Origin of the sequence: Actibacterium atlanticum, from assembly GCF_000671395.1 — a bacterium.
GTDB classification, from domain to species: domain Bacteria; phylum Pseudomonadota; class Alphaproteobacteria; order Rhodobacterales; family Rhodobacteraceae; genus Actibacterium_D; species Actibacterium_D atlanticum.
In genome coordinates, this window is sequence record NZ_AQQY01000008.1 from 1 (window position 1) to 21,170 (window position 21,170).

Sequence of the window (21,170 nt, forward strand, 5' to 3'; positions counted from 1 at the left end):
GGTTCTCAAACCGCATGGCTGACACCGCCGTCGCAATGGGAGGGCTGATTTAAGCCACCCCGGTATCCAGAGGAAAAGCCCACCAGCCTGTGCCGGTGGGCTTTTTCTTTGGGTCATAGTCGGGCGATTGTTCTGATTTCAATTGGAACCGTGGCGCCAGGTTTAGAAATCAACCCGGACGCCGGGCAGGTTCAGCGCACCCATTAGGTCGCGTAGTTCCTGACGTGCCGCCACATTGGACAGGTTCAGTCCCTTCACCCCAATGTCACGCAGGTCCAGCAGGGTTAGGCCCATCGGAAACAGCTCGCGGAAGATCACGCGCTCATTGAACCCCGGGGCCACCCGAAATCCGATCCGGCGCGACAGGTTCATCAACGCTTCGGCCATCTTGCGTTTATTGTGCATTTGCTGCGCCCCCAGACGGTTGCGCAATACGATCCAGTCGATCGCCGGCAGGCCGGCCTGTGCGCGCAGCTGGCGCGAGCTCCAGACCATTTCCGAATAGATCGACGGGCCAAGGATGGTGCCGCTGGGCTGTTCGATTTTGGCCAGCAGGTCAAAGTCGACGAAACTGTCGTTCAGCGGGGTGATCAGTGTGTCAGCCAACGAATGCGCCACCTGGCTGAGACGGGTATGCGAGCCGGGGCAGTCGATAAGAATGAAATCCGAGTCTTCCTCAAGCGCGGACACGGCCATCGACAGGCGGCGGTCATAGATGTTTTCGCCCGGAGCCAGTTGATCACGGTCGATTTCAGGCAGGTCACGATAGACTGGGGTGGCCAGTTCCAGCCCTTCGCGGGCGCAATAGGCCACACGGTTTTCCATGTACCGGCCAAAGCTGCGTTGGCGCAGGTCCAGATCAATCGCCCCCACCTTGTGCCCCATCCGGGCCAAGGCTGTCGCCACATGCATGGAGACGGTCGATTTTCCCGCACCACCCTTTTCATTGCCTACGACGATGATATGCGCCACGCCGTTCCCCTTTGCTGCCACCGTTTCCCGGTTTTGAACACTATATGTTGTATATTGGCTTGGCGGAAGCGGTTGATGTGCGCGGCTGCACGAATTTTAGGAATTTCCTGTGGATAACCCAAAACGCAAAACGCCGCCCCAAAGGGCGGCGTTTCGTCGCGATCAAAGGTAAGTGGCTTAGAAGCCCAGACCTTCGTATTTCTTTTTGAACTTCGACACGCGGCCGCCAGCATCCATCAGGCGGGTGTTGCCGCCGGTCCATGCCGGGTGCGCCGAAGGATCAATATCCAGCGCCAGAGTGTCGCCTTCTTTGCCCCAGGTCGAACGCATTTTTACGATTGAACCATCGGTCATTTTGACGTCGATGAAGTGGTAATCGGGGTGAATGTCTGCTTTCATGTCCCGTCTCCTTACGCTTCAGCGCCAGCTTTGGGCTTGTAGTTGGTGACCTCGGCGATACGTGCCGATTTACCGCGGCGCGAACGCAGGTAGTACAGCTTGGCGCGGCGCACACGGCCACGGCGTACTACGGTGATGCTGTCAATGTTGGTCGAGTGCAGAGGGAACACACGCTCCACGCCTTCGCCAAACGAGATTTTGCGCACGGTGAACGAACCGGCAATGCCGCCGCCGTTTTTACGGCTGATGCAAACGCCTTCGTAGTTCTGCACGCGGGTACGCGAGCCTTCGGTCACTTTGTAACCGACGCGGATGGTGTCACCCGCTTTGAAATCGGGGATGTCTTTCCCCAGCGAGGCAACTTGTTCTGCCTCGAGCTGTGCGATCAGATCCATCGCATCTCTCCTAAACTGCTCGTGGTTTGTTCCACGAAGATTGCTGTCGCCTCAGAGCTCTTGGTCGTCGATCGGGTCCGCCGCAGCGCCCGCCAGAGTTTCAGGTCGTCTTTGCTTTGCGCCGTTTTTTGGGGATGTCTCGCGGGGCCGTCGCAACCCAGCAATCCCATATAAAAACGGGTCCGAACGACTCAGATCAGTCGCGGACGGTGCTTGCTACTGCCAATTTCACTGCAAATCAACCGGTTCGGTCGGGGCGGGGGCGAATTTTTCGACAAAAATTCGCACGAAAAATCTTTGCAAGATTTTTGCCCGCTCTTAGTCGGGCCGGATGCCCTCACGTTCCAGCAGCAATTTTTCTTTGATCATCTTAAGGGCCTCATCGTCCGAAATGCTGCGGTTCAGGGCCAGCAATTCATCGGACAGATCAGCGCTTTGGCCGGGGCGGTTGCGTTTCTCCCAGGTGATCGAGGCCCGCAGCGCGTCGGGCAGGGTCAGCAGGTCCAACACGGCGGCGGCGGGGCCGGCGGGTTTAGGGCCGTATTCGCTGAGCGGGGCTTCGACCAGCGGGATCGGTCCCAGCGCGTTGCGCAGGGCGGCCAGTTCGGTGTCCTTGTCAAACGCCAGACTGGCGCTGAAGGTCTCCAGATCATCGGTCATCCGGCGCAGGCGCAGCAGGTGGCGGTGGGCGCTGGCGATCATGCTGTCGTTCTCACGGGTGGTGAACAGAAAGGTTATCTGCACGTCCTGCCCAAATCTCTCCTGGATGCCGTTGACCAAGGCCTTTGCCAACGGCACAGACGTAGGCGCATAGCTGGTGATCCGGGTGCCATCGGTGCGGGTTTCGCCCAGCAAAGCACCGCAAAAGGCCTCGCGCGAGAGCACGATCTGAGGCTGGTCAGGCACGCTTTTCAGAAACCTACGCAACCCGCGGCGAAACCGGCCCAGCATCTCTTCGGTTGGCTCATAGCCATAGTGCCGCCCGCGATGCTGCACAGGCCCCAGCTTCGCGCCGTAGTACAGGCCGACATGGGGTGAGAGTTGCTTGTGATAGGCGCGCAGGCATTGCTGCAGGCTGGTCGTGCCGGTTTTGTGAAACCCGGCATGAACGATCACATGGCTCATTCCGATTTGCCCTTGGCGTCCTGATACGCCTGCCACAGGTCCGGGCGACGCTGCTTGGTGATTTGTTCCGACATTTCCTGCCGCCACTCGGCGACTTTGCCGTGGTGGCCTGACATCAACACCGGTGGGATCGGACGGCCTTTCCAGACAGCTGGGCGGGTGTATTGCGGGTGTTCCAGAAGGCCGTTGGAAAAGCTTTCTTCAACAGCCGAGTCCTCGTTCCCTAATACGCCGGGCATCAGCCGCACGGTGGCGTCCAGCAGGGCTTGCGCGGCGATTTCCCCGCCGGTCATGACGAAATCGCCAAGGCTGACTTCCTGAACACCGTATTGTTCCAGCACGCGTTCATCGACGCCTTCGAACCGACCGCAAATCAGCGTGACGCCATCGGTTTGCGACAGGCTGCGCATCATGCGTTGGTCCATCCGTCGCCCGCGCGGTGACAGGTACAAAAGCGGCCAATTGGGCGTGGCGCCCTGTTGGGCGCTTTCGATGGCCTCGCCCAGCACATCCGCACGCAACACCATGCCCGCGCCGCCGCCTGCGGGGGTGTCATCGACGTTGTTATGCTTGCCGATGCCGAACTTGCGCAGATCGACGGTTTCAAGCGCCCATTTGCCCTCTTCCAGAGCCTTGCCGGTCAACGACTGGCCCAACACGCCGGGAAAGGCCTGCGGGAACAGGGTGATGACCTTGGCCGTCCAGGCACCATGCAGGCGCGGGCGATCCTCCACCAAATCACGCGGTTTGAGGCTGGCTGAAATGGACAGGCGGCCATGGGATTTGGCGAGTTTACTCATCGGGAAAAAGCCCTTCGGGTGGGTCAGCCACGACGCGGCCCCCGGCCAGATCAACCGTGGGGACGCAGGCATTGGTGAAGGGGATCAAAACGGTGGTTTTCAGGCCGGGCCCAAAGACCTCCAGCATGTCCCCCGCGCCGTAATCATGCACGGCCCGCACGGCACCCAGTTTCACGCCACCGGTGTCAAACACGTCCAACCCGATCAGGTCGGCGTGGTAATATTCATCATCCGGCAAGTTGGGCAGCGCGTCGCGATCTGTGTAAAGGCGCGTGCCTTTCAGATCGTCGGCTTGTTCCTTGGTGGCCACACCCGTCAGACGTGCGGCAAAGCCGCCTTTGACCGGGCGGGTCAGGGTGACGCTATAGGTCGCCCCCCCGTCTTCGGTGCTCAGCGGGCCATAGTCGGCCATGGCTTCGGGCTCGGCGGTGAAGCTTTTCAAGCGCACCTCGCCGCGCACGCCAAAGGCGCCAGCAATCGCAGCCACGCAGATCTTGTCATCGCTCATATTGGCACCCTTTCGTCAGATGCGTTTTGGCACGCTCGGCGCGATTGATCAAACGCTCTGAACTGGCAGGGCGTCGCGGCGCTCTTCCCAGCCGGCTTTTTGCAGTTCGGGCGTGGTGCATTCTTCGGCGGGCCAGCCGATGCAGAAATAGCCTACCAGCGACCAATGCGCCGGAACATCAAGATCACGGTTCAGCTGGTCAGGGTCCAGGATTGAGACCCACCCCATGCCCAACCCGTGCGCCCGCAATTGCAGCCACAGCAAGGTGATCGCCCCGACAACCGAATAGCGCCGCATTTCCGGCATGGTGGCCGCGCCCAGCCCGGCCCCCTTTTCGGTGCTGTCATCGCAATAGACGGCCAACTGCACGGGCGCATCGCGCATCCCCGACAGTTTCAAACCGCTGTATAACTGCGCCTTTTCGCCCTCATAGCCCTGCAAGGCCTGCGCATTTGCGGCCTCGAAATTGGTCAGAGCCGCTGACCGCGCTTGCGGGCTTTCGATCCGCAGAACGCGCCAAGGTTCGGACAAGCCCACAGATGGGGCCAGCAAAAATGCATCGAGGCATTGCCGCAGCAACGCCTCGTCCACCGGATCGGTGCGAAAGCGGCGCACATCGCGCCGCCACCGCATCAGTTCCGTCAACTCCGCCTGGAAGCTTTGGGTAAAGCTTCGCATCCGGGGTTTATTCTTCTGCTGCGGCTTCTTCGGCCGGAGCAGCTGCAGCTTCGGCAGCTTCCGCAGCCTTGGCGGCTTTCTCTTCAGCGCGCTCTTTGGCTTTGGCGCCCGGCTCACCTTTGTTGGGGTTGGCGCGTTCTTTCTTTTCAACAACGCCAGCAGCTTCCAGGAAGCGCGACACGCGGTCGGTGGTCTGAGCGCCTTCGCCCAACCAGTACTGAACGCGCTCCATGTCCATTTTTACGCGCTCTTCGCTGTCTTTGGGCAGCAGCGGGTTATAGGTGCCCAGCTTTTCGATGTAACGACCATCGCGCGGCATGCGGCTGTCAGCAGCCACGATGCGATAGAAGGGACGTTTTTTCGAGCCGCCACGGGCGAGACGAATTTTGATAGCCATTGGGTTTCTCCTTAGATTGGCGTCAGCGACAAGGGCCGCTTATTTCTGGTGTTTCTCGTGATGATGGATCACTTCGCGAATGATGAAATTCAGGAAGGATTTAGCGAATTCGGGGTCCAGATCGGCGCGGGTGGCCAGGTCTTCCAGACGGGCGATTTGGGCGGCCTCGCGGTTCGGGTCGCTGGGCGGCAGCGCGTGCTGCGCCTTCAGCTTGCCCACGGCCTGCGTGTGCTTGAAGCGTTCGCCCAGCGTGTAAACAAGGATCGCGTCCAAGCGGTCGATGCTTTCGCGATGTTCTTTCAGCACCTCGGCGGCGCGGGTCACAGCGTCAGTCAATGGCCCATCCTTTCGGTTTGAACAGCGGGTCGCAGTAGTGGCCGATTTCCAGCGCAATGCCATCGGCGATCTGGCTGTTGGCCAGCTCGTCGGGGGTCGGATGGCGGTAAACAGCATCGTTGCCGTCAATCGTGCGGGCGGTTCTGTCTTTGACGGCGCCCAAACGTTCGGCCAAACGAATACTGTCCAGATTCTTGGGGTCGATATAGCTGACCGCACCGTCCCAGCCCTGTTCGGTATAGAAATAGTTGCGCGCGGCGTTGGTGGCCTCTAGCGCGTAGCCCTTGCCGCCCTTGTCGGGGAAGATGATCCAGGCGATCTCGCGTTCGGGCCATTTGGCGGGCATCCAGCCACCGGCCATGCCGACGCATTCATCGGTGTCTTTCAGATGGATCATCCACATGCCGAAACCGCGGATCTCCCAGTGGCCGATCTCGGCGGCATAGAGCATCCAGCTTTCATAAGCATTCAGAGGCCCGCCCATGAAACGGGCGCGATAGCTGGTGAAGGTGGCTTTGAAATCCGGGTAATCCTCGGCGGTGGGGCCGCGCAGGATCAGACGCTGGGTTTCCAGAACGGGGATGTTTTGCGCGTTCATGCATAAGCCTCCGGTCCGCCGTCCGCGTCCAGCGGATAGGAGTAAACAAGCGCGCCTTCCAGCGTGCCGGTTTGCACACCGCCCAGTTTGGTGACCAACGCCTGACTGGCAGCGTTCTTGGGCGAGACATAGCTGACGATTTGGTCGGGGCCGATGCTGCGCAGGTGGATCAGCGCGGCATTTGCGGCCTCAAAGGCAAAGCCCTTGCGGTGGTGTTCGGGCGCGATGAAAAAGCCCAGCTCAATCGCCTGATCGCCGATCTCGACACCGGCGAAAACAAAGCCAACCGGGGCGCCATCATGGGTGACCGTGAACATGCCGTCGCCGCGCAACAGCCATCCGGCGGTGTAATTGGTGAACTGCGCCCAGATCGCGGCCTCGTCCGGCACTTCGCCCATGAACTTGCCCGACGGTGACGAAAACAGCCGCGAGAACAGCTCATAATCCGCCAACTCCGGCGCGCGCAGCGTCAGTCGCGCGGTCTGCAACACCGGCAGCGCGCCGCGCGCGGATTCGGCGATCGGGGCGCCGGGGCAGGGGAGGGTGACGGGCGAGATCATGCTGGCTTACTTCTTCTTCCCGAAACCAGACAGGCCGGGGGGCAGGGCGCCGCCGCCAAGGCCGGGCAGACCACCGGGCAGGCCGCCGCCTTTGCCCAGTTGTTTGGCCGCCGCTTCCAGCGCTTTGGGGTCCATGCCAGCCGGGTCCATCCCCGCCGGCATCTCGGGCATGCCTTTGCCGAACATGGCTTTCATCGCCTGTTTCATCATGCCGCCTTTGCCCATCTTCTTCATCATGTCCGCCATCTGGCGGTGCATTTTCAGAAGCTTGTTCAGCTCGGACACTTCCAGACCGGCGCCCTTGGCGATGCGCTTTTTGCGCGACGCCTGCAGGATCTGCGGGTTGGCGCGCTCCAGCTTGGTCATCGACTGGATCAAAGCGATCTGGCGTTTCAGGATCGAGTCGTCCACGCCCGCCGCCTGTGCTTGTTTCGCCATTTTGCCCATGCCGGGCATCATGCCCATCATGCCTTCCATGCCGCCCATCTTGAGCATCTGCTCCAGCTGCATTTTTAGGTCGTTCATGTTGAAGCGGCCCTTTTGGAACCGTTTCATCATGCGCTCGGCCTGTTCGGCCTCGATGGTTTCTTGCGCCTTTTCCACCAGCGAAACGATGTCGCCCATGCCAAGGATACGGCCCGCGATACGCTCAGGATGGAATTCCTCCACCGCGTCCATCTTTTCGCCCAAGCCGACAAAGCGGATCGGCTTGCCGGTGACGGCGCGCATCGACAGCGCGGCACCACCGCGCCCATCACCGTCCATCCGGGTCAGGACAACGCCGGAAATCCCGATGCGTTCTTCAAAGTTTTCAGCCGTGTGCACGGCATCCTGACCAGTCAGGCCATCGACCACCAGCAGGGTTTCGCGCGGGTTGGCGACATCGCGGACGGCCTCAACCTCGGCCATCAGCTCTTCGTCGATCGACAGACGACCGGCGGTGTCCAGCATGTACACATCATAGCCACCCATGGTGGCCTGCTGCTTGGCACGTTTGGCGATATCAACAGGCGATTGGCCTTTGACAATCGGCAGGGTGTCCACACCGATCTGCGTGCCCAACACGGCCAGCTGATCCTGCGCAGCGGGGCGGTAGACGTCCAGTGACGCCATCAGCACCCGTTTGCCGTTCTTTTCTTTCAGCCGTTTCGCCAGCTTTGCGGTCGTTGTGGTTTTACCACCGCCCTGCAGGCCGACCATCAGGATCGGCGCGGGCGGGTTGTCAATTTTCAACTCGCCGGGGTCTTCTTCGCCGGTCAGCGTGTCGACCAACGCGTCATGCACGATCTTGACGACCTGCTGACCGGGGGTGACCGATTTGGTCACGGCCTGACCGGTGGCCTGCTCCTGCACTTTCTTGACGAAGTCACGGGCGACAGGCAGCGAGACGTCGGCCTCAAGCAGGGCCACACGCACCTCGCGCAGCGCGGTTTTTACATCGTCCTCAGAAAGGGCGCCCTGTTTGGTCAGACGATCAAAGACGCCAGACAGGCGTTCGGATAGATTTTCAAACATGCCTGGCCCTCCAAGACCGTTACAACCATGTCCGTCCAATCTGGGGACGAACCAACCAAACGCCAATGTCCCCCGTGGGCGAATCCTCGCTGACGGGGGGCGATCCTGGGCCATGCCACAGGACCGGAAGTTTTGACACACTTCCGGAATTGAGGGGGCAACTATCGCGCGTGCGCGGTGGAGTCAAGGCATTGGCGTCATAAACGGGCGCGCTGAAAATGCATGGCGTCCGCGCCCCACAGGCGAATGGCTGGCAACCAGCCATGGGTTTCCATGATGTCCAGAAAGGCCTGATACGGCGGACCACAGAACAGGGCCTGAGGGCATTCTGTACGCAGCCCGTTGGGCGCAGCATAAAAATCAATCGCGCAGCCATAAGCGTGCATCGACCAGCTGCTGCCGCCGCGCACACGGCGCTTGTTATAGGCACCGGCATAGCGATCCAGACCAAGCGCTGTCATTTGCGCGGGGCCATAGTGATTGTGCACCGCAATCAGCGCGGCTTCCAGCGATGGCGCGGCGTCACGGTGCACCGTGACACGATTGGTTTTCTTGCGCAGGTTCCAATCCAACCGATAGCTGAAGGGCAGTTCGATTGTGATGACACGTTGTGGGACCTCGTGCTCGGGGTCACCATAGACGCTTGTGCACTGAGCGCGGGTTGGCAGATCTTCAGGCAGCGTTGTGCCTGTCAGAGGTGTGCGGTCGATCACTTCATCCGTGCCGTTGGTGGTGCGATACAAAAAGGCGTTCAGGGCCTCGCCGGTGATGTTGCCATACCACCCGTCAACAAACCCCGGTTCAAACCCGAGCTCATTCAAACATGCTTGCAGCACCCCGGTTTTACGCCGGTTCTCGGTCGTGCTTGTCGGGTCGAAGGTGTAGAGCGCGGCGTGTCGTGTCTCAATTTCGCGCATCGCGGCTTCGGACATCGCGCCAAGGATTCCATCAATGCCGCCGCCATAAGCACCCGCCGCAGCCATGACCATTTGAAGATGACGATTATCCATCAAACATACTCCGTACTAAAATAATTTTCTAAATGCCTGATCAGCATAGCACGGTGCCGCGTGATTCTAATACAAAGACGGCCCCGCAGGGCGGGACCGTCTGAGCCGTGAGTGAAACGGGGGTCAGGCCGCCAGCGCGTCGACCGCGTCATTGGCGGCTTTGATCGTGGCATCGGCATCGCTGGCCATGGCGTCTGCGGCGACGAATTCGACATCCGTAATGCCGATAAAGCCCAGAACGTGGCGCACAAAGCCCGAGGCAAAGTCGACATCCGAGCCCAACGGCACGCCGCCCGAAGCAAAGGCGACAATCGCGCGCTTGCCTTCCAGCAGCCCTTCGGGGCCGTTTTCGGTATAGCGGAAGGTCACGCCTGCACGGGCGACCAGATCAACCCATGCTTTAAACGCGGCCGGAACGCCGAAGTTATAGACGGGAATGCCGATAACCACGGTGTCAGCGGCCTGCAATTCTGCGATCAGGCTGTCGGACAGTTCAAGCGCGGCCTTTTGCACATCGCTGCGGTCGTCAGCGGGGGTAAAGTTCGCACCGACCCAGGATTCGTCGATCTGGGGCAGGGCCTCGGTCAGGTCGCGGGTGGTGATTGTTGCTTCAGCGAAGCGGTCAATGATGCGGTCGGTCAGCTGGCGGGTGATCGAACCTTCTTTGCGGGCGGATGCGTCGATGCGCAGAATGTGCTTGGCCATGGTGTACTCCTGTTCATATCTCTTGCGAAAAAGATAAGTCTTGCGTGAATGAACACAATCGTCAATAATCAACATGATCTGTGGATAGGTGCACATATGGATATCGACAATTGGGATGAGGTCCGAACCGCTTTTCAGGTGGCGCGGCTGGGAACGGTCAGCGGCGCGGCCGAGGTGCTGGGCGTGCACCATGCCACGGTGATCCGCCATATTGATGCGCTTGAAGGCCGTTTGGGGGTCAAGCTGTTCCAACGCCACGCGCGCGGCTACACGCCGACCGATGCGGGGCTGGACCTGTTGCAGGTGGCGCAGGCCACGGCGGATCAGTTTGAACAGCTGGCTGGGCGATTACACGGTGCAGGTGCGGCGATGACGGGCGAACTGGTGATCACCTCGGTCGACAGTGTTTCGCCGCTGCTGTTGCCCACCATCGCCACCTTCCAAGAGGAAAACCCGGATCTTGAAATCAAGCTGATCACCGATTCACGCCTGTTCCGGCTGGAATATGGCGAGGCCCATGTCGCCGTGCGTGCCGGGGCTAAGCCGCAGGATCCCGATAACATCGTCCAATCGCTGGCGGACCTGTCCATGGCGGTGTTTGGGCATCGCAGCTATGTCGAAAAGCACGGCATACCAGAAGGGCGTGCCGAATTCTGCAATCACCGCTTTATCGGGCACACCGATGAAACCCACCGGGCGTCTTTTTATCAATGGATGCGCGAAAACGTTCCGGCTGAAAACATCGCGCTGAAAATGTCCAACATGAATGATGGCTATCACGCCGTGATCAATGGCTGTGGGCTGGGCTTTGTGCCGGGCTGGATGGCGCGCGGCAACCCCGACCTGATCGAGGTATTGCCGCCGATCCCCGAGTGGAGCGCCAACCTGTGGCTGGTCACCCATGTGGACCTTCATCGCACGGCCAAGGTGCAGGGTTTCACTACCGCCCTGAAAGAGGCCGCAAAAGGCTGGCCTTAGGCCTTTTGGTTGACGCGGCTCAAAGCGCCCGCACGGGCAGGCTGATATGATCCTTCCATTCCAAAGATGGGAGGACAGATGCCTGCACATAGCAAAGCAGAATTGCTAGACCTGAGTCAGAACGAATTTTCAAAGCTAGAGGCGCTTCTTGATACAATCCCGCCAGAACTGGCGGCAAAGAAATGCGTCGATCAGACCTCGATAAAGGATGTTATCGCGCACCGCGCCTATTGGATACGGCTGTTCATGGGCTGGTATGCCGACGGTCAGGCGGGCAAAGACGTCAGCTTTCCGGCTGACGGGTACACTTGGAACCAGTTGAACGACTTCAATGAACGCATTCGCGCGTCACAGGGTCATTTGTCGTGGGCGGCCGCGCGGGCTTTGTTGCGGGCGTCGCATGCGGTGCTGATCGATTTTCTGGGGCGGCTGGATGACGATGCCCTTTATGCCGCGCCGATGAAAGGCGCCAAGAACCATTGGACGACGGGCCGCTGGGCCGAGGCCGCCGGAGCGTCGCATTACCGATCTGCGGCAAAGTTTGTACAGCGGTGCAATCGGGAACTGGCGGCTTAACCGTCCAATTCGCTCTGCAAAAACTTTTCAAACGCGTCCAGATTGACCGCCTCGAACTGGCCAAAACTTTGCATCCAGATCGACGCATCGCGTAGGGCATCGGGGTCCAGCTTGCACCATTTCACGCGGCCACGCTTTTCCTGATTGATCAGCCCTGCCTTGGTCAGGATGGTCAGGTGTTTGGAAATGGCGGCCAGAGACATCTCAAACGGCTCGGCAACATCGGTGACAGCCATATCATCCTCCAGCAGCATCTCAAGGATCTGTCGGCGGGTGGGGTCGGCCAATGCCGCGAAAATCTGATCAAGCTGCGCCATGCCCCTTGGTAACCCGGATTAACGGCTGGGAAAAGCGCAGGTTCCGGATTGACCCGGCGACCCGCCCATGGCCTACGTGTTATGTCACGAACACGAGGTGGGTCATGAGTTTGGTCAACTGGGCGGTGATTGTCCTGCTGGGGATCGGCTGGGGCTCGTCTTTCTTCTTTAACGAGGTGCTGCTGCGCGAACTGGGCCCGTTTGGCCTGTCGCTGGGTCGGGTCGGCCTTGGCGCGCTGGGCTGCTGGATTTATCTGGCGGCCACCGGAGGCTTGCGGGGCGCATCTATGCGTGAGGCGCGGCAGTTCCTGCTAATCGGGCTGGTGCAATACGGGCTGCCGTTTTCGATCTATGCGCTGGCACAACAGTATATCACCGGGGGTGCTGCGGGCATCATCAACGCGCTGACCCCGGTGATGGTGGTGATCGTGGCCCATTTCTGGCCGGGCCGCGAACGCGCGACTGTGCTGAAATCCATCGGGGTGGCCATCGGCTTCAGCGGGATCGTTTTGCTGGCCGTGCCCGCGTTGCAAGCGGGTGGGGGATCACAGCTCTGGGCGATCCTCTTCGCCGCGCTGGCGCCGGTGTGCTACGCCATCGCTGTGAACTATACCAAAGCTGTCACGGGCGTGCCCCACGCCGCGATGGCGGCCTGGGGGCTCACTATGGCGACGCTCTTTCTGGCCCCGGTCACGCTGATCATGGAGGGCGTTCCGGTTGTCACACGGCCTGAAAGCTGGGCGTCACTGGCGATGGTTGGCTTTGTTCTGACATCCGCCTCGTTCATCGTGTTCTACTGGGTTTTGGCGCGGGTTGGGCCTCTCGCAACCTCGACGGTAACCTATGTCGCGCCCATCTCGGCGGTGCTGTTGGGCGTGTGGTTTTTGAACGAACAGCTGCTTTGGCCACAGCTGGCGGGCATGGGCGCGATATTTACCGCGCTTCTGTTGATCGACGGACGTCTGGTGCGGCTGTTGCGCCCCAAAGGCAATCATCAACCAGATGGTTGAATAACGGATTTCCACCCTGTTAGCGCCTATCAGCCCGCCCGGGGTGGTTGCGACAACGCGACGCCCGCCAAAATATCGTTTCAAATCAGTGGCTTGCTGCGTTCGCATTCGCCGTTCTTCTTGCTTGACTCTGGCACCCCCTGTTCCTAGGTTCGCGGCGACTGTCCAGGGGGCGTTCGTGAATGGTAGATCCGGAAGATAAAGAGCGACTTTCACAGCTCGATGCGCGGATCGAAGAGCTGAAAGATGCTCAACACCCATCCAAACCCCACCAGGAAGAACACTATTCTCAGGCGCAGGTCGCTTGGCGGATGGTAACAGAGCTTGTAGCCGGTCTCGCGATTGGCTTTGGCATCGGATACGGGCTGGATCTGGTCTTTGGGACCTCACCGCTCTTGATGGTGCTGTTCATATTGCTTGGCTTTGTGGCCGGGGTGCAGGTGATGCTGCGATCCGCCCAAGAGCTGCAACAACAGAATTCGGCCAAGGCCGATGAGGACGAGAGGGACTGAACGTGGCAACCGAAGCACATGGCGAAGAAGCAGGCCTGGTATTCCACCCGATGGATCAGTTCATCATCAAACCTCTGTTTGGTGGCGATACGATCCACTGGTATACCCCGACGAACGCGACCCTGTGGATGGGCATCACCATCGTCGCGATCTTCCTGCTGCTGGTGATCGGCACCCGTGGCCGTGCTCAGGTGCCCTCGCGCGTGCAGTCGATCGGCGAACTGGCTTACGGTTTCGTCTATCAGATGGTTGAGGATGTTGCCGGTAAGGACGCGATCAAGTTCTTCCCCTACATCATGACCCTGTTCATGTTCATCGTTGTGGCCAACTTCCTTGGTCTGATCCCGATGTCGTTCACCACCACCTCGCACTTCGCGGTGACACTGGTGCTGGCGCTGGCAGTGTTTTTCACCGTCACCATCGTTGGCTTCGTCAAGAACGGCGCTGCATTCCTCGGCCTGTTCTGGGTCAGCTCGGCACCGCTGCCGCTGCGCCCGATCCTGGCGGTCATCGAACTGATTTCTTACTTTGTGCGCCCTGTCAGCCACTTCATCCGTCTTGCTGGTAACGTTATGGCCGGCCACGCGGTGATCAAAGTGTTCGCTGGCTTCGCACAGGTTACCACCGTGGCCCCGCTGGCCGTGGTGGCGATCACCGCAATGTATGGTCTTGAGGTCCTGGTGGCCTTCATTCAGGCCTACGTCTTTACCATTCTGACCTGCGTGTACCTGAAGGACGCTCTGCATCCGTCGCACTAAGGTCCGACCCGCAACATACCTAATCTAAACTTCCAACCGTAAGGAGATATCACATGGAAGGCGATCTCGCACACATCGGCGCAGGCCTGGCAGCAATCGGCTCGGGCGCAGCCGCAATCGGTGTTGGCAACGTGGCAGGCAACTTCCTGTCGGGCGCTCTGCGCAACCCCTCGGCCGCTGGCGGCCAGACTGCTACTCTGTTCATCGGTATCGCGTTTGCAGAAGCGCTGGGGATCTTCTCGTTCCTCGTTGCTCTGCTGCTGATGTTCGCAGTCTAATCCAACGAACCAATCCTTACGGCTGGGTGGATGCTTTGCGCATCCACCCGGTGTAACCGGGGTTCCTGGAGGACGACATGGCAGATACAACGCATGACGCGGCGCACGCCGCACACGGGGCAGCCGACGCCGCCTATGCCGCCACTGAATCGGCCGGCATGCCGCAGCTCGACTTCTCGACCTACCCAAACCAGGTCTTCTGGCTGGTTATCACGATCGTCGTGATCTATCTGATCCTGTCGCGCGTTGCGTTGCCTCGGATCGGCGCCGTTCTGGCTGACCGCCAGGGCACGATCACCAACGACATCGCGGCCGCCGAAGAACTGAAGCTGAAAGCGCAGGAAGCGGAAGAGGCTTATAACCAAGCTCTCGCCGATGCCCGCCTTGAGGCACAAAAGATTATCGCCGATGCAAAGGCTGAAATTCAGGCTGACCTGGATGATGCTACCGCAAAGGCAGATGCTCAGATCTCTGCCAAAACGGCAGAGTCGGAAAAGCGTATCGCTGAGATCCGCGCCGGCGCAGACCAGAGCGTCACCGAAGTTGCAAAAGACACTGCCAAGGCAATTGTTGATGCCCTGGGCCACGGCGATGCTGCCGGTCCGAAGATCATCAACAGCACGGTTGGCCGTCTGACCGGAGGGGAAGAATGATGAAGAAACTCAGCGTTCTTTTCGCCGTCGCAGGCACGCCGGCTCTGGCTGCAAGCGGTCCTTTCTTCTCGTTGGGCAACACAGACTTTGTCGTGCTGCTGGCCTTCCTGCTGTTCATCGGCGTTCTGGTGTACTTCAAAGTACCCGGCATGCTGGGCGGGATGCTGGACAAGCGTGCAGACGACATCCGCAGCGAGCTGGAACAAGCCAAAGCGCTGCGCGAAGAAGCTCAGACCATTCTGGCCTCCTATGAGCGTAAGCAACAGGAAGTCAAAGAACAGTCCGAGCGTATCGTCGCCCACGCCCGTGAAGAAGCCGAAGCTGCAGCAGTGCAAGCCAAAGACGATCTTGCCGCCTCGATCGAACGTCGTTTGCAGGCCGCCGAAGATCAAATCGCATCGGCCGAAGCTACGGCTGTTCGCGAAGTGCGTGACCGCGCCGTAGCCGTGGCCGTTCAGGCCGCCTCGGAAGTGATCACCAAGCGTATCAGCGATGAAAAAAGCGATGCTTTGATCGACGATGCGATTGCACAGGTGGGTGCCAAGCTGCACTAAGCCGCCGCACAGAAACACGAAAAAACCCGGCCACGTGCCGGGTTTTTTGTTGTTTAAACCTGCAACACCCGATCAGCTGTACGGGGTAATGACAATCTCGACGCGGCGGTTCTGGGCGCGGCCTTCCTCGGACAGGTTCGAGGCCACCGGCTGTTCCTCACCGCGTCCGGTGGCGTCCAGACGTGTCACCGACACGCCATTGTTCACCAACACATCCGCAACGGCCTGGGCGCGGTCCAATGACAAGGTGGCGTTATACCCAGCTGAGCCGGTGTTGTCGGTGTGGCCGATGATCTCGACGGCGGATTGGTCATATTTGTTCAGGCTATCCGCCAGAATCGCAAGATCGGCTTCCAGCGCGACGTTCAGCGCGGCACTGTCGATGGCGAACAGGATGTCCTGGGGCATGGTCACCACCAGTTGCCCACCGGTGTTGCTTACGGTGATGGCATCATTGCCAAAACGCTGTTCCAGATCGCGGGCCTGCGCATCCAGCTGCGCCCCGCCATAGGCCCCCAATGCGCCCCCGATAACGCCGCCCAGCAGGGCACTTCCAGCGTCTTCGGTTGCGGCGCCAACGGCCACGGCACCGGCAATCGCGCCCAGCAAAGCGCCTTCCTTGGTGCGGGCATTTTCATCGGGGTTGTAGCTGTCGACATCGGTGCAGGCGGAAAGCGCCAATGCTCCGACCAGAACGGCGGGAAGAGTATAGGTTGTACGCATGAGGCTGCCTCTTTTCTTGATCCCTTACGGGTTATGGCAAGAATATAGGAAGCTTGGGACCGCATTCCATGGGGAATGCCGCGCGCCCATGCCCCGCGCGGCAATCCGCCTAACCAGCGTCGGCCCGGGCGGATTCCCACGCCAGCATGGTGCGTTTGACGGGCAGACCCCAGTGATATCCACCCAACGCTCCGGATTTACGCAGGGCGCGGTGGCACGGGATCAGGTACGAGATCGGGTTTCGCCCCACAGCGGTGCCCACGGCCCGCACCGCAAGCGGGTTGCCGATGCTTTGGGCGATTTCCGAATAGGTGGTGACATGGCCAGAGGGGATTTGCAGCAATGCCTCCCAAACCTTGATCTGCAAAGGCGTGCCCAGCAAATGCAGCGCGGCCTCGCCCTTTTGGGTGAAACTGGCTTGGGCGAGCGGGGCGATGACCCCCGGGTCTTCGATGAAGTCGGCATTGGGCCAGCGGGCGGTCATGTCGTCCAACGCCGCGTCGCGCCCGGTTTCCTGTGTAAAGGCCATGCCGCAAATGCCGCGTTCTGTGGCCATGGTCAGGGCCTCGCCAAAGGGGCTGTCGGTGAACGCATAGCGGATGGTCAGCCCGTCGCCCTTGCGGGCGAACTCGCCGGGGCTCATCGCTTCCCAGCGCAGAAAAAGATCGTGCAGCCGCCCGGTCCCCGACAGGCCGACATTCTGCGCGGTCTCCAATGTGGTGAAGCGGTCGTGCAGAAGGGTCTTGGCATGGCCCAGCGTTAGGTATTGCTGATAGCGCTTGGGCGACACCCCGACCCATGCCGAAAACAGACGCTGAAAATGCGCCGGGCTCATCTGCATCTGCGCCGCCAAATCATCAAGGCTTAGCGGGCCGTCGGCGGCATCAATCAAATCCAGCGCACGGCGCATGACGTGGTAATGATAGCTTTGGTCATCCATAAGGTGACCTTAGCGAGGGCGCGCGCGCCACGCGACCCGAAACGTGCGGCTTTATCCAGGTCAAGATTTCCGATTAGAGGTCTTCAAAATGTGCATCATGTCCACTTCCGGTAAAACGGTGTGGGATCGATATGCGTTTTCATCTCCAGCTAAAAATACCTCGACCCATGCGCTGCCGAAACACAGGAAAATCCGATCCCACATCTTAGGAAACCCGGAAAATAGGGTCGCGCCAAGAGTGACGTCAACGAGCCTTTCGCCACGCAATTTGGAAAAACAGGGCAGGCTGTTCTCAACCCAACGCACCCCTAAATTTGAAGGGCTGAACGGGTATGAAAGATCATCACGAATCCAGAGTGCTTCGCTATGGTTCCAAGCGATCGAGACGACCTGCTCACTACCGAAATAGAACCGAATGGGGAAATCGGACCAGTCATCCCACTTCCCCGGTTCGTACTCAAGTTGAGCGGTCTCATACCGCGAAAGCGTCGCACCGATGAGTGGAGTAAATACTCTGCACAGGGCGTTGAATTTCTCGCTTCTCTCAATCAGGCTACCCTTAACCACTGGGGACTCCTCTACCGATCTTCGATCTAGCAATACCATGAAGTGAATATGTGAACAGGGCTAAGTCGGGGACCCTCCCGCCCCCGGCCCGCGCGGCTGCGCCGCGTGCCCGGCGTTGGGCCGGGCCGCGCTGCGCGCGGTGGTTGCGCTTGGCGGTGGGCTTTGCCATACCCCGCCTATGGCAAAGCAGCTTGATTATCATACGATCCACGCGATCTTTAGCCGGTTTCGCGACCAAGAACCCGAGCCCAAGGGCGAGTTGGACCACACCAACGCCTACACCTTGGTGGTGGCAGTGGCTTTGTCGGCGCAGGCCACGGATGTGGGCGTGAACAAGGCCACGGCGGAATTGTTCAAGATCGCCGACACGCCGCAAAAGATGCTGGATCTGGGTGAAGAAGGCCTGATTGAGCATATCAAGACCATCGGGTTGTTCCGCCAGAAGGCGAAAAACGTGATCAAGCTCAGCCAAATTTTGGTGGATGACTATGGCGGCGAGGTGCCCAGCTCGCGCGCGGCGCTGGTGTCTTTGCCCGGTGTGGGGCGCAAGACCGCCAATGTGGTGCTGAACATGTGGTTCAAGCAGCCCACCCAGGCCGTCGACACCCATATCTTTCGGCTGGGCAATCGCACCGGCATTTGCCCGGGCAAGGAAGTGGTGGCGGTGGAGCACGCCATCGAGGACCACATCCCCGCCGAATTCCAACAACACGCGCATCACTGGATGATCCTGCACGGGCGCTATGTGTGCAAAGCGCGCAAGCCGGTGTGCAGCAACTGTATCATCCGGGATCTCTGTCCCTTTGAGGAGAAAACTCTGTGAGCAAGACCTATCAGGTGGTGGGCATCGGCAATGCGGTTGTCGATGTGCTGACCCAATCTGACGACTCGTTTCTGGACCTGATGGGAATCCAGAAAGGCATTATGCAACTGGTAGAACGCGAACGGGGCGAAATGCTCTATGGCGCGATGAAAGAACGGACGCAGGCGCCCGGCGGCTCGGTGGCGAACACGCTGGCCGGGTTGGGGAACCTGGGGCTGAAGACCGGGTTCATTGGCCGGGTGCAGGATGACGCGCTGGGACGGTTCTATGCGCAGGCGTCCGCGGCGGATGGCACCGATTTCGTGAACGCACCGGTTACGGGGGGGGAGCTGCCGACCTCGCGCTCGATGATCTTTGTGTCGCCGGATGGTGAGCGGTCGATGAATACCTATCTGGGGATCTCGGCCGAGCTGGGGCCCGAGGACGTGTCGGATGACGTGGCGGGCCAAGCCGAGATTCTGTTTCTGGAAGGGTATTTGTACGACAAACCTAAGGGAAAACAGGCGTTTGAGCGCGCCGCACAGGTGTGTCGCGCGGCAGGTGGCAAGGCGGGGATCGCCTTGTCTGACCCGTTCTGCGTGGATCGCCACCGCGAGGATTTCCGCCGTCTGGTCAAGGAACTGGACTATGTGATCGGCAATGAGCATGAGTGGGAATCGCTCTATCAGACCGATCTGAGCGCGGCGCTGGAACAGGCCGCGTCGGAGGCCGGGATGGTGGTGTGCACACGCTCGGGCCATGACGTGGTGCTGGTGCGCGGTGACGAGGAAGCCGTGGTGCCGGTGAACCGGATCGTGCCGGTGGACGCCACCGGTGCGGGCGATCAGTTTGCCGCTGGATTCCTCTATGGATATGCCACCGGCCAGTCGTTGGAGACCTGCGGGCGCATGGGCTGCGTCGCGGCGGCCGAGGTGATCAGCCACGTCGGCGCCCGGCCCGAGGCCGATCTGAAAGCGCTGTTCGCCAAACAAGGACTGATTTAAACCGGGGCGCTCCCGCCCCCGGGCTGGCGCAGCAAGCCGCTTGCCCGGCGTTGGGCCAAGCGCGCCCTGCGGGCGCGCCGGCGCATCCAATACCCGAATAACTGTATTTTACGTCCCCTGCCTTGGCAGGGGGCAGGGAATGCAATTGGGTTGGATGCGCATTAGGGACCTAGCAATTCGCGCAATGTCAGGGCCATCACTTTGGCGCTGTCGGCCATATCGTCGATCCCGACCCATTCGTCGGGTTGGTGCGCCAGGTCCAGCACGCCGGGGCCGTAGGCGATGCAGTTTTTCAGCTTGCCGATCCGGTCGATGTGTTTTTGATCGTAGGTGCCGGGCGACACCACGTATTCCGGCGCTTTCTCAAGCACCTTTTCAATCGCATGCGCCACGGTTTGCACCACCGGCGCGTCGCGGTCAGTCATGCTGGGCTGGACCTCAAACAAGTCGCGGATTTCGTATTCGAAACTGGGGCGCTCTGCCTTGACGCGTTCCATCAACGTTGTGACTTCGGCTTTCACATCACCGATGTCTTCCTCGATCAAAAAACGCCGGTCCAGCACGATGCGGCAGCGATCCGGCACGCAAGGGGCAGGCAGACCGGTGTAATCGGGGTCTTGCTCGGCCTCGCCGCCGTGGATCGAATTGATGTTCAGCGTCGATTGCTTGGCGCCATCTGGGATTACTGGCATTTCCGTGTGTTTGGTGGCCAGCAATGGAAACAGCGTGCGCTCCATTTCTTCCAGCACCGCGCCCATGTGGCGCACGGCGCAATCCCCCAGAAAGGGCATGGAGCCATGGGCGATGCGCCCCTTGGTTTCCAACTCGGCCCACCACACACCACGATGACCCAAACAGATGCGATCTTTGTGCAAAGGTTCGGGAATAATTACGTGATCGACGTGATCGAAATACCCTTGCTGCGCCAAATAGGCGACGCCGCCAAAACCACCGGATTCCTCATCCGCCGTGGCGCTGATCTCGATCGAGCCTTTGAAATCGGGGCAGGCGGCGATAAAGGCCTCGGCCGCGATGACCGAGGCCGCCAGACCACCCTTCATGTCACAAGCGCCGCGCCCATACACGCGGCCGTCTTTGACCTCACCACCGAAGGGGTCGACGCTCCAGCCATGGCCAACCTCAACCACGTCATGATGACCGTTGAAATGCACACACTCGCCCGCTTCAGCCCCCGCATAGCGCGCCACGATGTTCCAGCGCGGATGCTTGGCGCTGTCGGCAGGGGCGCCTTCAGCGCGGATCATTTCAACCTTGAAGCCCGATTTGGCCAGACGCTCCGCCAGATAGCTGCACACTTCGCGGTAGTTCAGCCCCGGCGGGTTCAGCGTGGGAATACGGATCAGGTCGGCACAAAGTGCGACCATGTCGTCGCGCCGGGCCTCAACCGCATCACAAATAGATATGTCCAATGCGTCTTTCATGCCGCCACCCTAGGTCAGGCAACCCTTTGCGGCAATGCTTGTAAAAGCGGGTGACGTG

The 21,170-nt window shown here is 60.1% G+C and carries 29 protein-coding genes; 10 read left to right on the forward strand and 19 right to left on the reverse strand.

Translation table 11 applies throughout. The features are described 5' to 3' along the window. Positions 1–162 precede the first annotated feature (162 nt). From ATO10_RS12190 to ATO10_RS12255, 14 genes are all read right to left on the reverse strand, one after another. Positions 163–972 (reverse strand): division plane positioning ATPase MipZ, encoded by an 810-nt coding sequence (locus ATO10_RS12190; protein ID WP_035251942.1) that lies wholly within the window; start codon positions 970–972, stop codon positions 163–165. 177 nt (positions 973–1,149) lie between these two features. Then, a complete protein-coding gene (gene rpmE, locus ATO10_RS12195) occupies positions 1,150–1,371 on the reverse strand; it encodes a 50S ribosomal protein L31 (protein ID WP_035251943.1) in 222 nt (73 codons plus the stop codon). Between the two features lie 11 nt (positions 1,372–1,382). Beyond that, positions 1,383–1,766 carry a 50S ribosomal protein L19 gene (gene rplS / locus ATO10_RS12200; protein WP_035251944.1) on the reverse strand — a complete coding sequence of 128 codons (384 nt, stop codon included), beginning with the start codon at positions 1,764–1,766 and terminating at the stop codon, positions 1,383–1,385. A gap of 318 nt (positions 1,767–2,084) precedes the next feature. After that, on the reverse strand, positions 2,085–2,891 hold the full coding sequence (locus ATO10_RS12205; protein WP_035251945.1) for a sulfotransferase family protein: 807 nt from the start codon (positions 2,889–2,891) through the stop codon (positions 2,085–2,087). Further along, positions 2,888–3,691 (reverse strand): tRNA (guanosine(37)-N1)-methyltransferase TrmD, encoded by an 804-nt coding sequence (trmD, locus tag ATO10_RS12210; protein WP_035251946.1) that lies wholly within the window; start codon positions 3,689–3,691, stop codon positions 2,888–2,890. Before trmD ends, ATO10_RS12205 begins: the two co-directional genes overlap by 4 nt. After that, positions 3,684–4,199 carry a ribosome maturation factor RimM gene (rimM, locus tag ATO10_RS12215; RefSeq protein WP_035251947.1) on the reverse strand — a complete coding sequence of 172 codons (516 nt, stop codon included), beginning with the start codon at positions 4,197–4,199 and terminating at the stop codon, positions 3,684–3,686. The genes trmD and rimM overlap by 8 nt, the downstream gene beginning before the upstream one ends. A gap of 48 nt (positions 4,200–4,247) precedes the next feature. Beyond that, the gene (gene bluB, locus ATO10_RS12220) at positions 4,248–4,877 is read right to left on the reverse strand and encodes a 5,6-dimethylbenzimidazole synthase (protein WP_035251949.1); all 630 of its coding nucleotides are present in this window, start codon (positions 4,875–4,877) and stop codon (positions 4,248–4,250) included. A gap of 7 nt (positions 4,878–4,884) precedes the next feature. After that, a complete protein-coding gene (gene rpsP, locus ATO10_RS12225) occupies positions 4,885–5,274 on the reverse strand; it encodes a 30S ribosomal protein S16 (RefSeq protein ID WP_035251951.1) in 390 nt (129 codons plus the stop codon). Positions 5,275–5,313: 39 nt separating this feature from the next. Next, positions 5,314–5,610 carry a chorismate mutase gene (locus tag ATO10_RS12230; RefSeq protein ID WP_035251953.1) on the reverse strand — a complete coding sequence of 99 codons (297 nt, stop codon included), beginning with the start codon at positions 5,608–5,610 and terminating at the stop codon, positions 5,314–5,316. Beyond that, positions 5,603–6,208: a GNAT family N-acetyltransferase gene (locus tag ATO10_RS12235; RefSeq protein WP_035251955.1), complete on the reverse strand. Its 606-nt coding sequence runs from the start codon at positions 6,206–6,208 to the stop codon at positions 5,603–5,605. The genes ATO10_RS12230 and ATO10_RS12235 overlap by 8 nt, the downstream gene beginning before the upstream one ends. Beyond that, positions 6,205–6,768, reverse strand: coding sequence for a GNAT family N-acetyltransferase (locus tag ATO10_RS16050; RefSeq protein WP_051598131.1), 564 nt, complete (start codon positions 6,766–6,768; stop codon positions 6,205–6,207). The genes ATO10_RS12235 and ATO10_RS16050 overlap by 4 nt, the downstream gene beginning before the upstream one ends. Positions 6,769–6,774: 6 nt before the next feature. Beyond that, positions 6,775–8,283, reverse strand: a complete 1,509-nt coding sequence (gene ffh / locus ATO10_RS12245; RefSeq protein ID WP_035251956.1) for a signal recognition particle protein — start codon at positions 8,281–8,283, stop codon at positions 6,775–6,777. Positions 8,284–8,480: 197 nt separating this feature from the next. After that, positions 8,481–9,293, reverse strand: coding sequence for a M15 family metallopeptidase (locus ATO10_RS12250; RefSeq protein WP_035251958.1), 813 nt, complete (start codon positions 9,291–9,293; stop codon positions 8,481–8,483). Positions 9,294–9,416: 123 nt separating this feature from the next. Continuing rightward, the gene (locus ATO10_RS12255) at positions 9,417–9,998 is read right to left on the reverse strand and encodes an FMN-dependent NADH-azoreductase (RefSeq protein ID WP_035252099.1); all 582 of its coding nucleotides are present in this window, start codon (positions 9,996–9,998) and stop codon (positions 9,417–9,419) included. A 102-nt stretch (positions 9,999–10,100) separates the two neighbouring features. On the opposite strand from ATO10_RS12255, the gene ATO10_RS12260 reads away from it, so the two are divergent. After that, positions 10,101–10,976 (forward strand): LysR family transcriptional regulator, encoded by an 876-nt coding sequence (locus tag ATO10_RS12260; protein ID WP_035252101.1) that lies wholly within the window; start codon positions 10,101–10,103, stop codon positions 10,974–10,976. Positions 10,977–11,054: 78 nt separating this feature from the next. Beyond that, positions 11,055–11,552: a ClbS/DfsB family four-helix bundle protein gene (locus ATO10_RS12265; protein ID WP_035251960.1), complete on the forward strand. Its 498-nt coding sequence runs from the start codon at positions 11,055–11,057 to the stop codon at positions 11,550–11,552. On the opposite strand, the gene ATO10_RS12270 is transcribed toward ATO10_RS12265, so the two are convergent. After that, a complete protein-coding gene (locus tag ATO10_RS12270; RefSeq protein WP_035251963.1) occupies positions 11,549–11,869 on the reverse strand; it encodes an ArsR/SmtB family transcription factor in 321 nt (106 codons plus the stop codon). The genes ATO10_RS12265 and ATO10_RS12270 overlap by 4 nt on opposite strands. Positions 11,870–11,973: 104 nt before the next feature. Between ATO10_RS12270 and ATO10_RS12275 the strand changes: the two genes are divergently transcribed. The 6 genes from ATO10_RS12275 to ATO10_RS12300 all read left to right on the forward strand — a co-directional run bounded on the left by ATO10_RS12275 (position 11,974) and on the right by ATO10_RS12300 (position 15,634). Continuing rightward, positions 11,974–12,879 (forward strand): DMT family transporter, encoded by a 906-nt coding sequence (locus ATO10_RS12275; RefSeq protein WP_035251970.1) that lies wholly within the window; start codon positions 11,974–11,976, stop codon positions 12,877–12,879. Between the two features lie 182 nt (positions 12,880–13,061). Beyond that, positions 13,062–13,391, forward strand: coding sequence for an AtpZ/AtpI family protein (locus tag ATO10_RS12280; protein ID WP_035251972.1), 330 nt, complete (start codon positions 13,062–13,064; stop codon positions 13,389–13,391). Between the two features lie 2 nt (positions 13,392–13,393). Continuing rightward, positions 13,394–14,149, forward strand: a complete 756-nt coding sequence (locus tag ATO10_RS12285; protein ID WP_035251975.1) for a F0F1 ATP synthase subunit A — start codon at positions 13,394–13,396, stop codon at positions 14,147–14,149. Positions 14,150–14,202: 53 nt separating this feature from the next. Then, positions 14,203–14,427, forward strand: coding sequence for a F0F1 ATP synthase subunit C (locus tag ATO10_RS12290; RefSeq protein ID WP_035251977.1), 225 nt, complete (start codon positions 14,203–14,205; stop codon positions 14,425–14,427). A gap of 77 nt (positions 14,428–14,504) precedes the next feature. Next, positions 14,505–15,080, forward strand: a complete 576-nt coding sequence (locus ATO10_RS12295) for a F0F1 ATP synthase subunit B' (RefSeq protein WP_035251979.1) — start codon at positions 14,505–14,507, stop codon at positions 15,078–15,080. Continuing rightward, entirely contained in the window at positions 15,080–15,634 is a 555-nt protein-coding gene (locus tag ATO10_RS12300) for a F0F1 ATP synthase subunit B (protein ID WP_035252104.1), read from the forward strand. The genes ATO10_RS12295 and ATO10_RS12300 overlap by 1 nt, the downstream gene beginning before the upstream one ends. 72 nt (positions 15,635–15,706) lie before the next feature. Here ATO10_RS12300 and ATO10_RS12305 read toward each other — a convergent pair whose 3' ends face one another. The 3 genes from ATO10_RS12305 to ATO10_RS12315 form a co-directional block, all read right to left on the reverse strand. Next, on the reverse strand, positions 15,707–16,357 hold the full coding sequence (locus ATO10_RS12305) for a YiaD family glycine zipper/OmpA-like lipoprotein (RefSeq protein WP_035251980.1): 651 nt from the start codon (positions 16,355–16,357) through the stop codon (positions 15,707–15,709). Positions 16,358–16,466: 109 nt separating this feature from the next. Beyond that, positions 16,467–17,297, reverse strand: coding sequence for a methylated-DNA--[protein]-cysteine S-methyltransferase (locus tag ATO10_RS12310; RefSeq protein ID WP_035251982.1), 831 nt, complete (start codon positions 17,295–17,297; stop codon positions 16,467–16,469). Positions 17,298–17,357: 60 nt separating this feature from the next. Further along, positions 17,358–17,864 (reverse strand): hypothetical protein, encoded by a 507-nt coding sequence (locus tag ATO10_RS12315; RefSeq protein WP_035251983.1) that lies wholly within the window; start codon positions 17,862–17,864, stop codon positions 17,358–17,360. A 178-nt stretch (positions 17,865–18,042) separates the two neighbouring features. Between ATO10_RS12315 and nth the strand changes: the two genes are divergently transcribed. Continuing rightward, the gene (nth, locus tag ATO10_RS12320) at positions 18,043–18,687 is read left to right on the forward strand and encodes an endonuclease III (protein ID WP_035252106.1); all 645 of its coding nucleotides are present in this window, start codon (positions 18,043–18,045) and stop codon (positions 18,685–18,687) included. Continuing rightward, positions 18,684–19,670 (forward strand): adenosine kinase, encoded by a 987-nt coding sequence (locus ATO10_RS12325; protein ID WP_035251985.1) that lies wholly within the window; start codon positions 18,684–18,686, stop codon positions 19,668–19,670. The genes nth and ATO10_RS12325 overlap by 4 nt, the downstream gene beginning before the upstream one ends. Before the next feature lie 161 nt (positions 19,671–19,831). On the opposite strand, the gene ATO10_RS12330 is transcribed toward ATO10_RS12325, so the two are convergent. After that, positions 19,832–21,112: an acetylornithine deacetylase/succinyl-diaminopimelate desuccinylase family protein gene (locus ATO10_RS12330; protein ID WP_155886762.1), complete on the reverse strand. Its 1,281-nt coding sequence runs from the start codon at positions 21,110–21,112 to the stop codon at positions 19,832–19,834. Between the last annotated feature and the right edge of the window lie 58 nt (positions 21,113–21,170).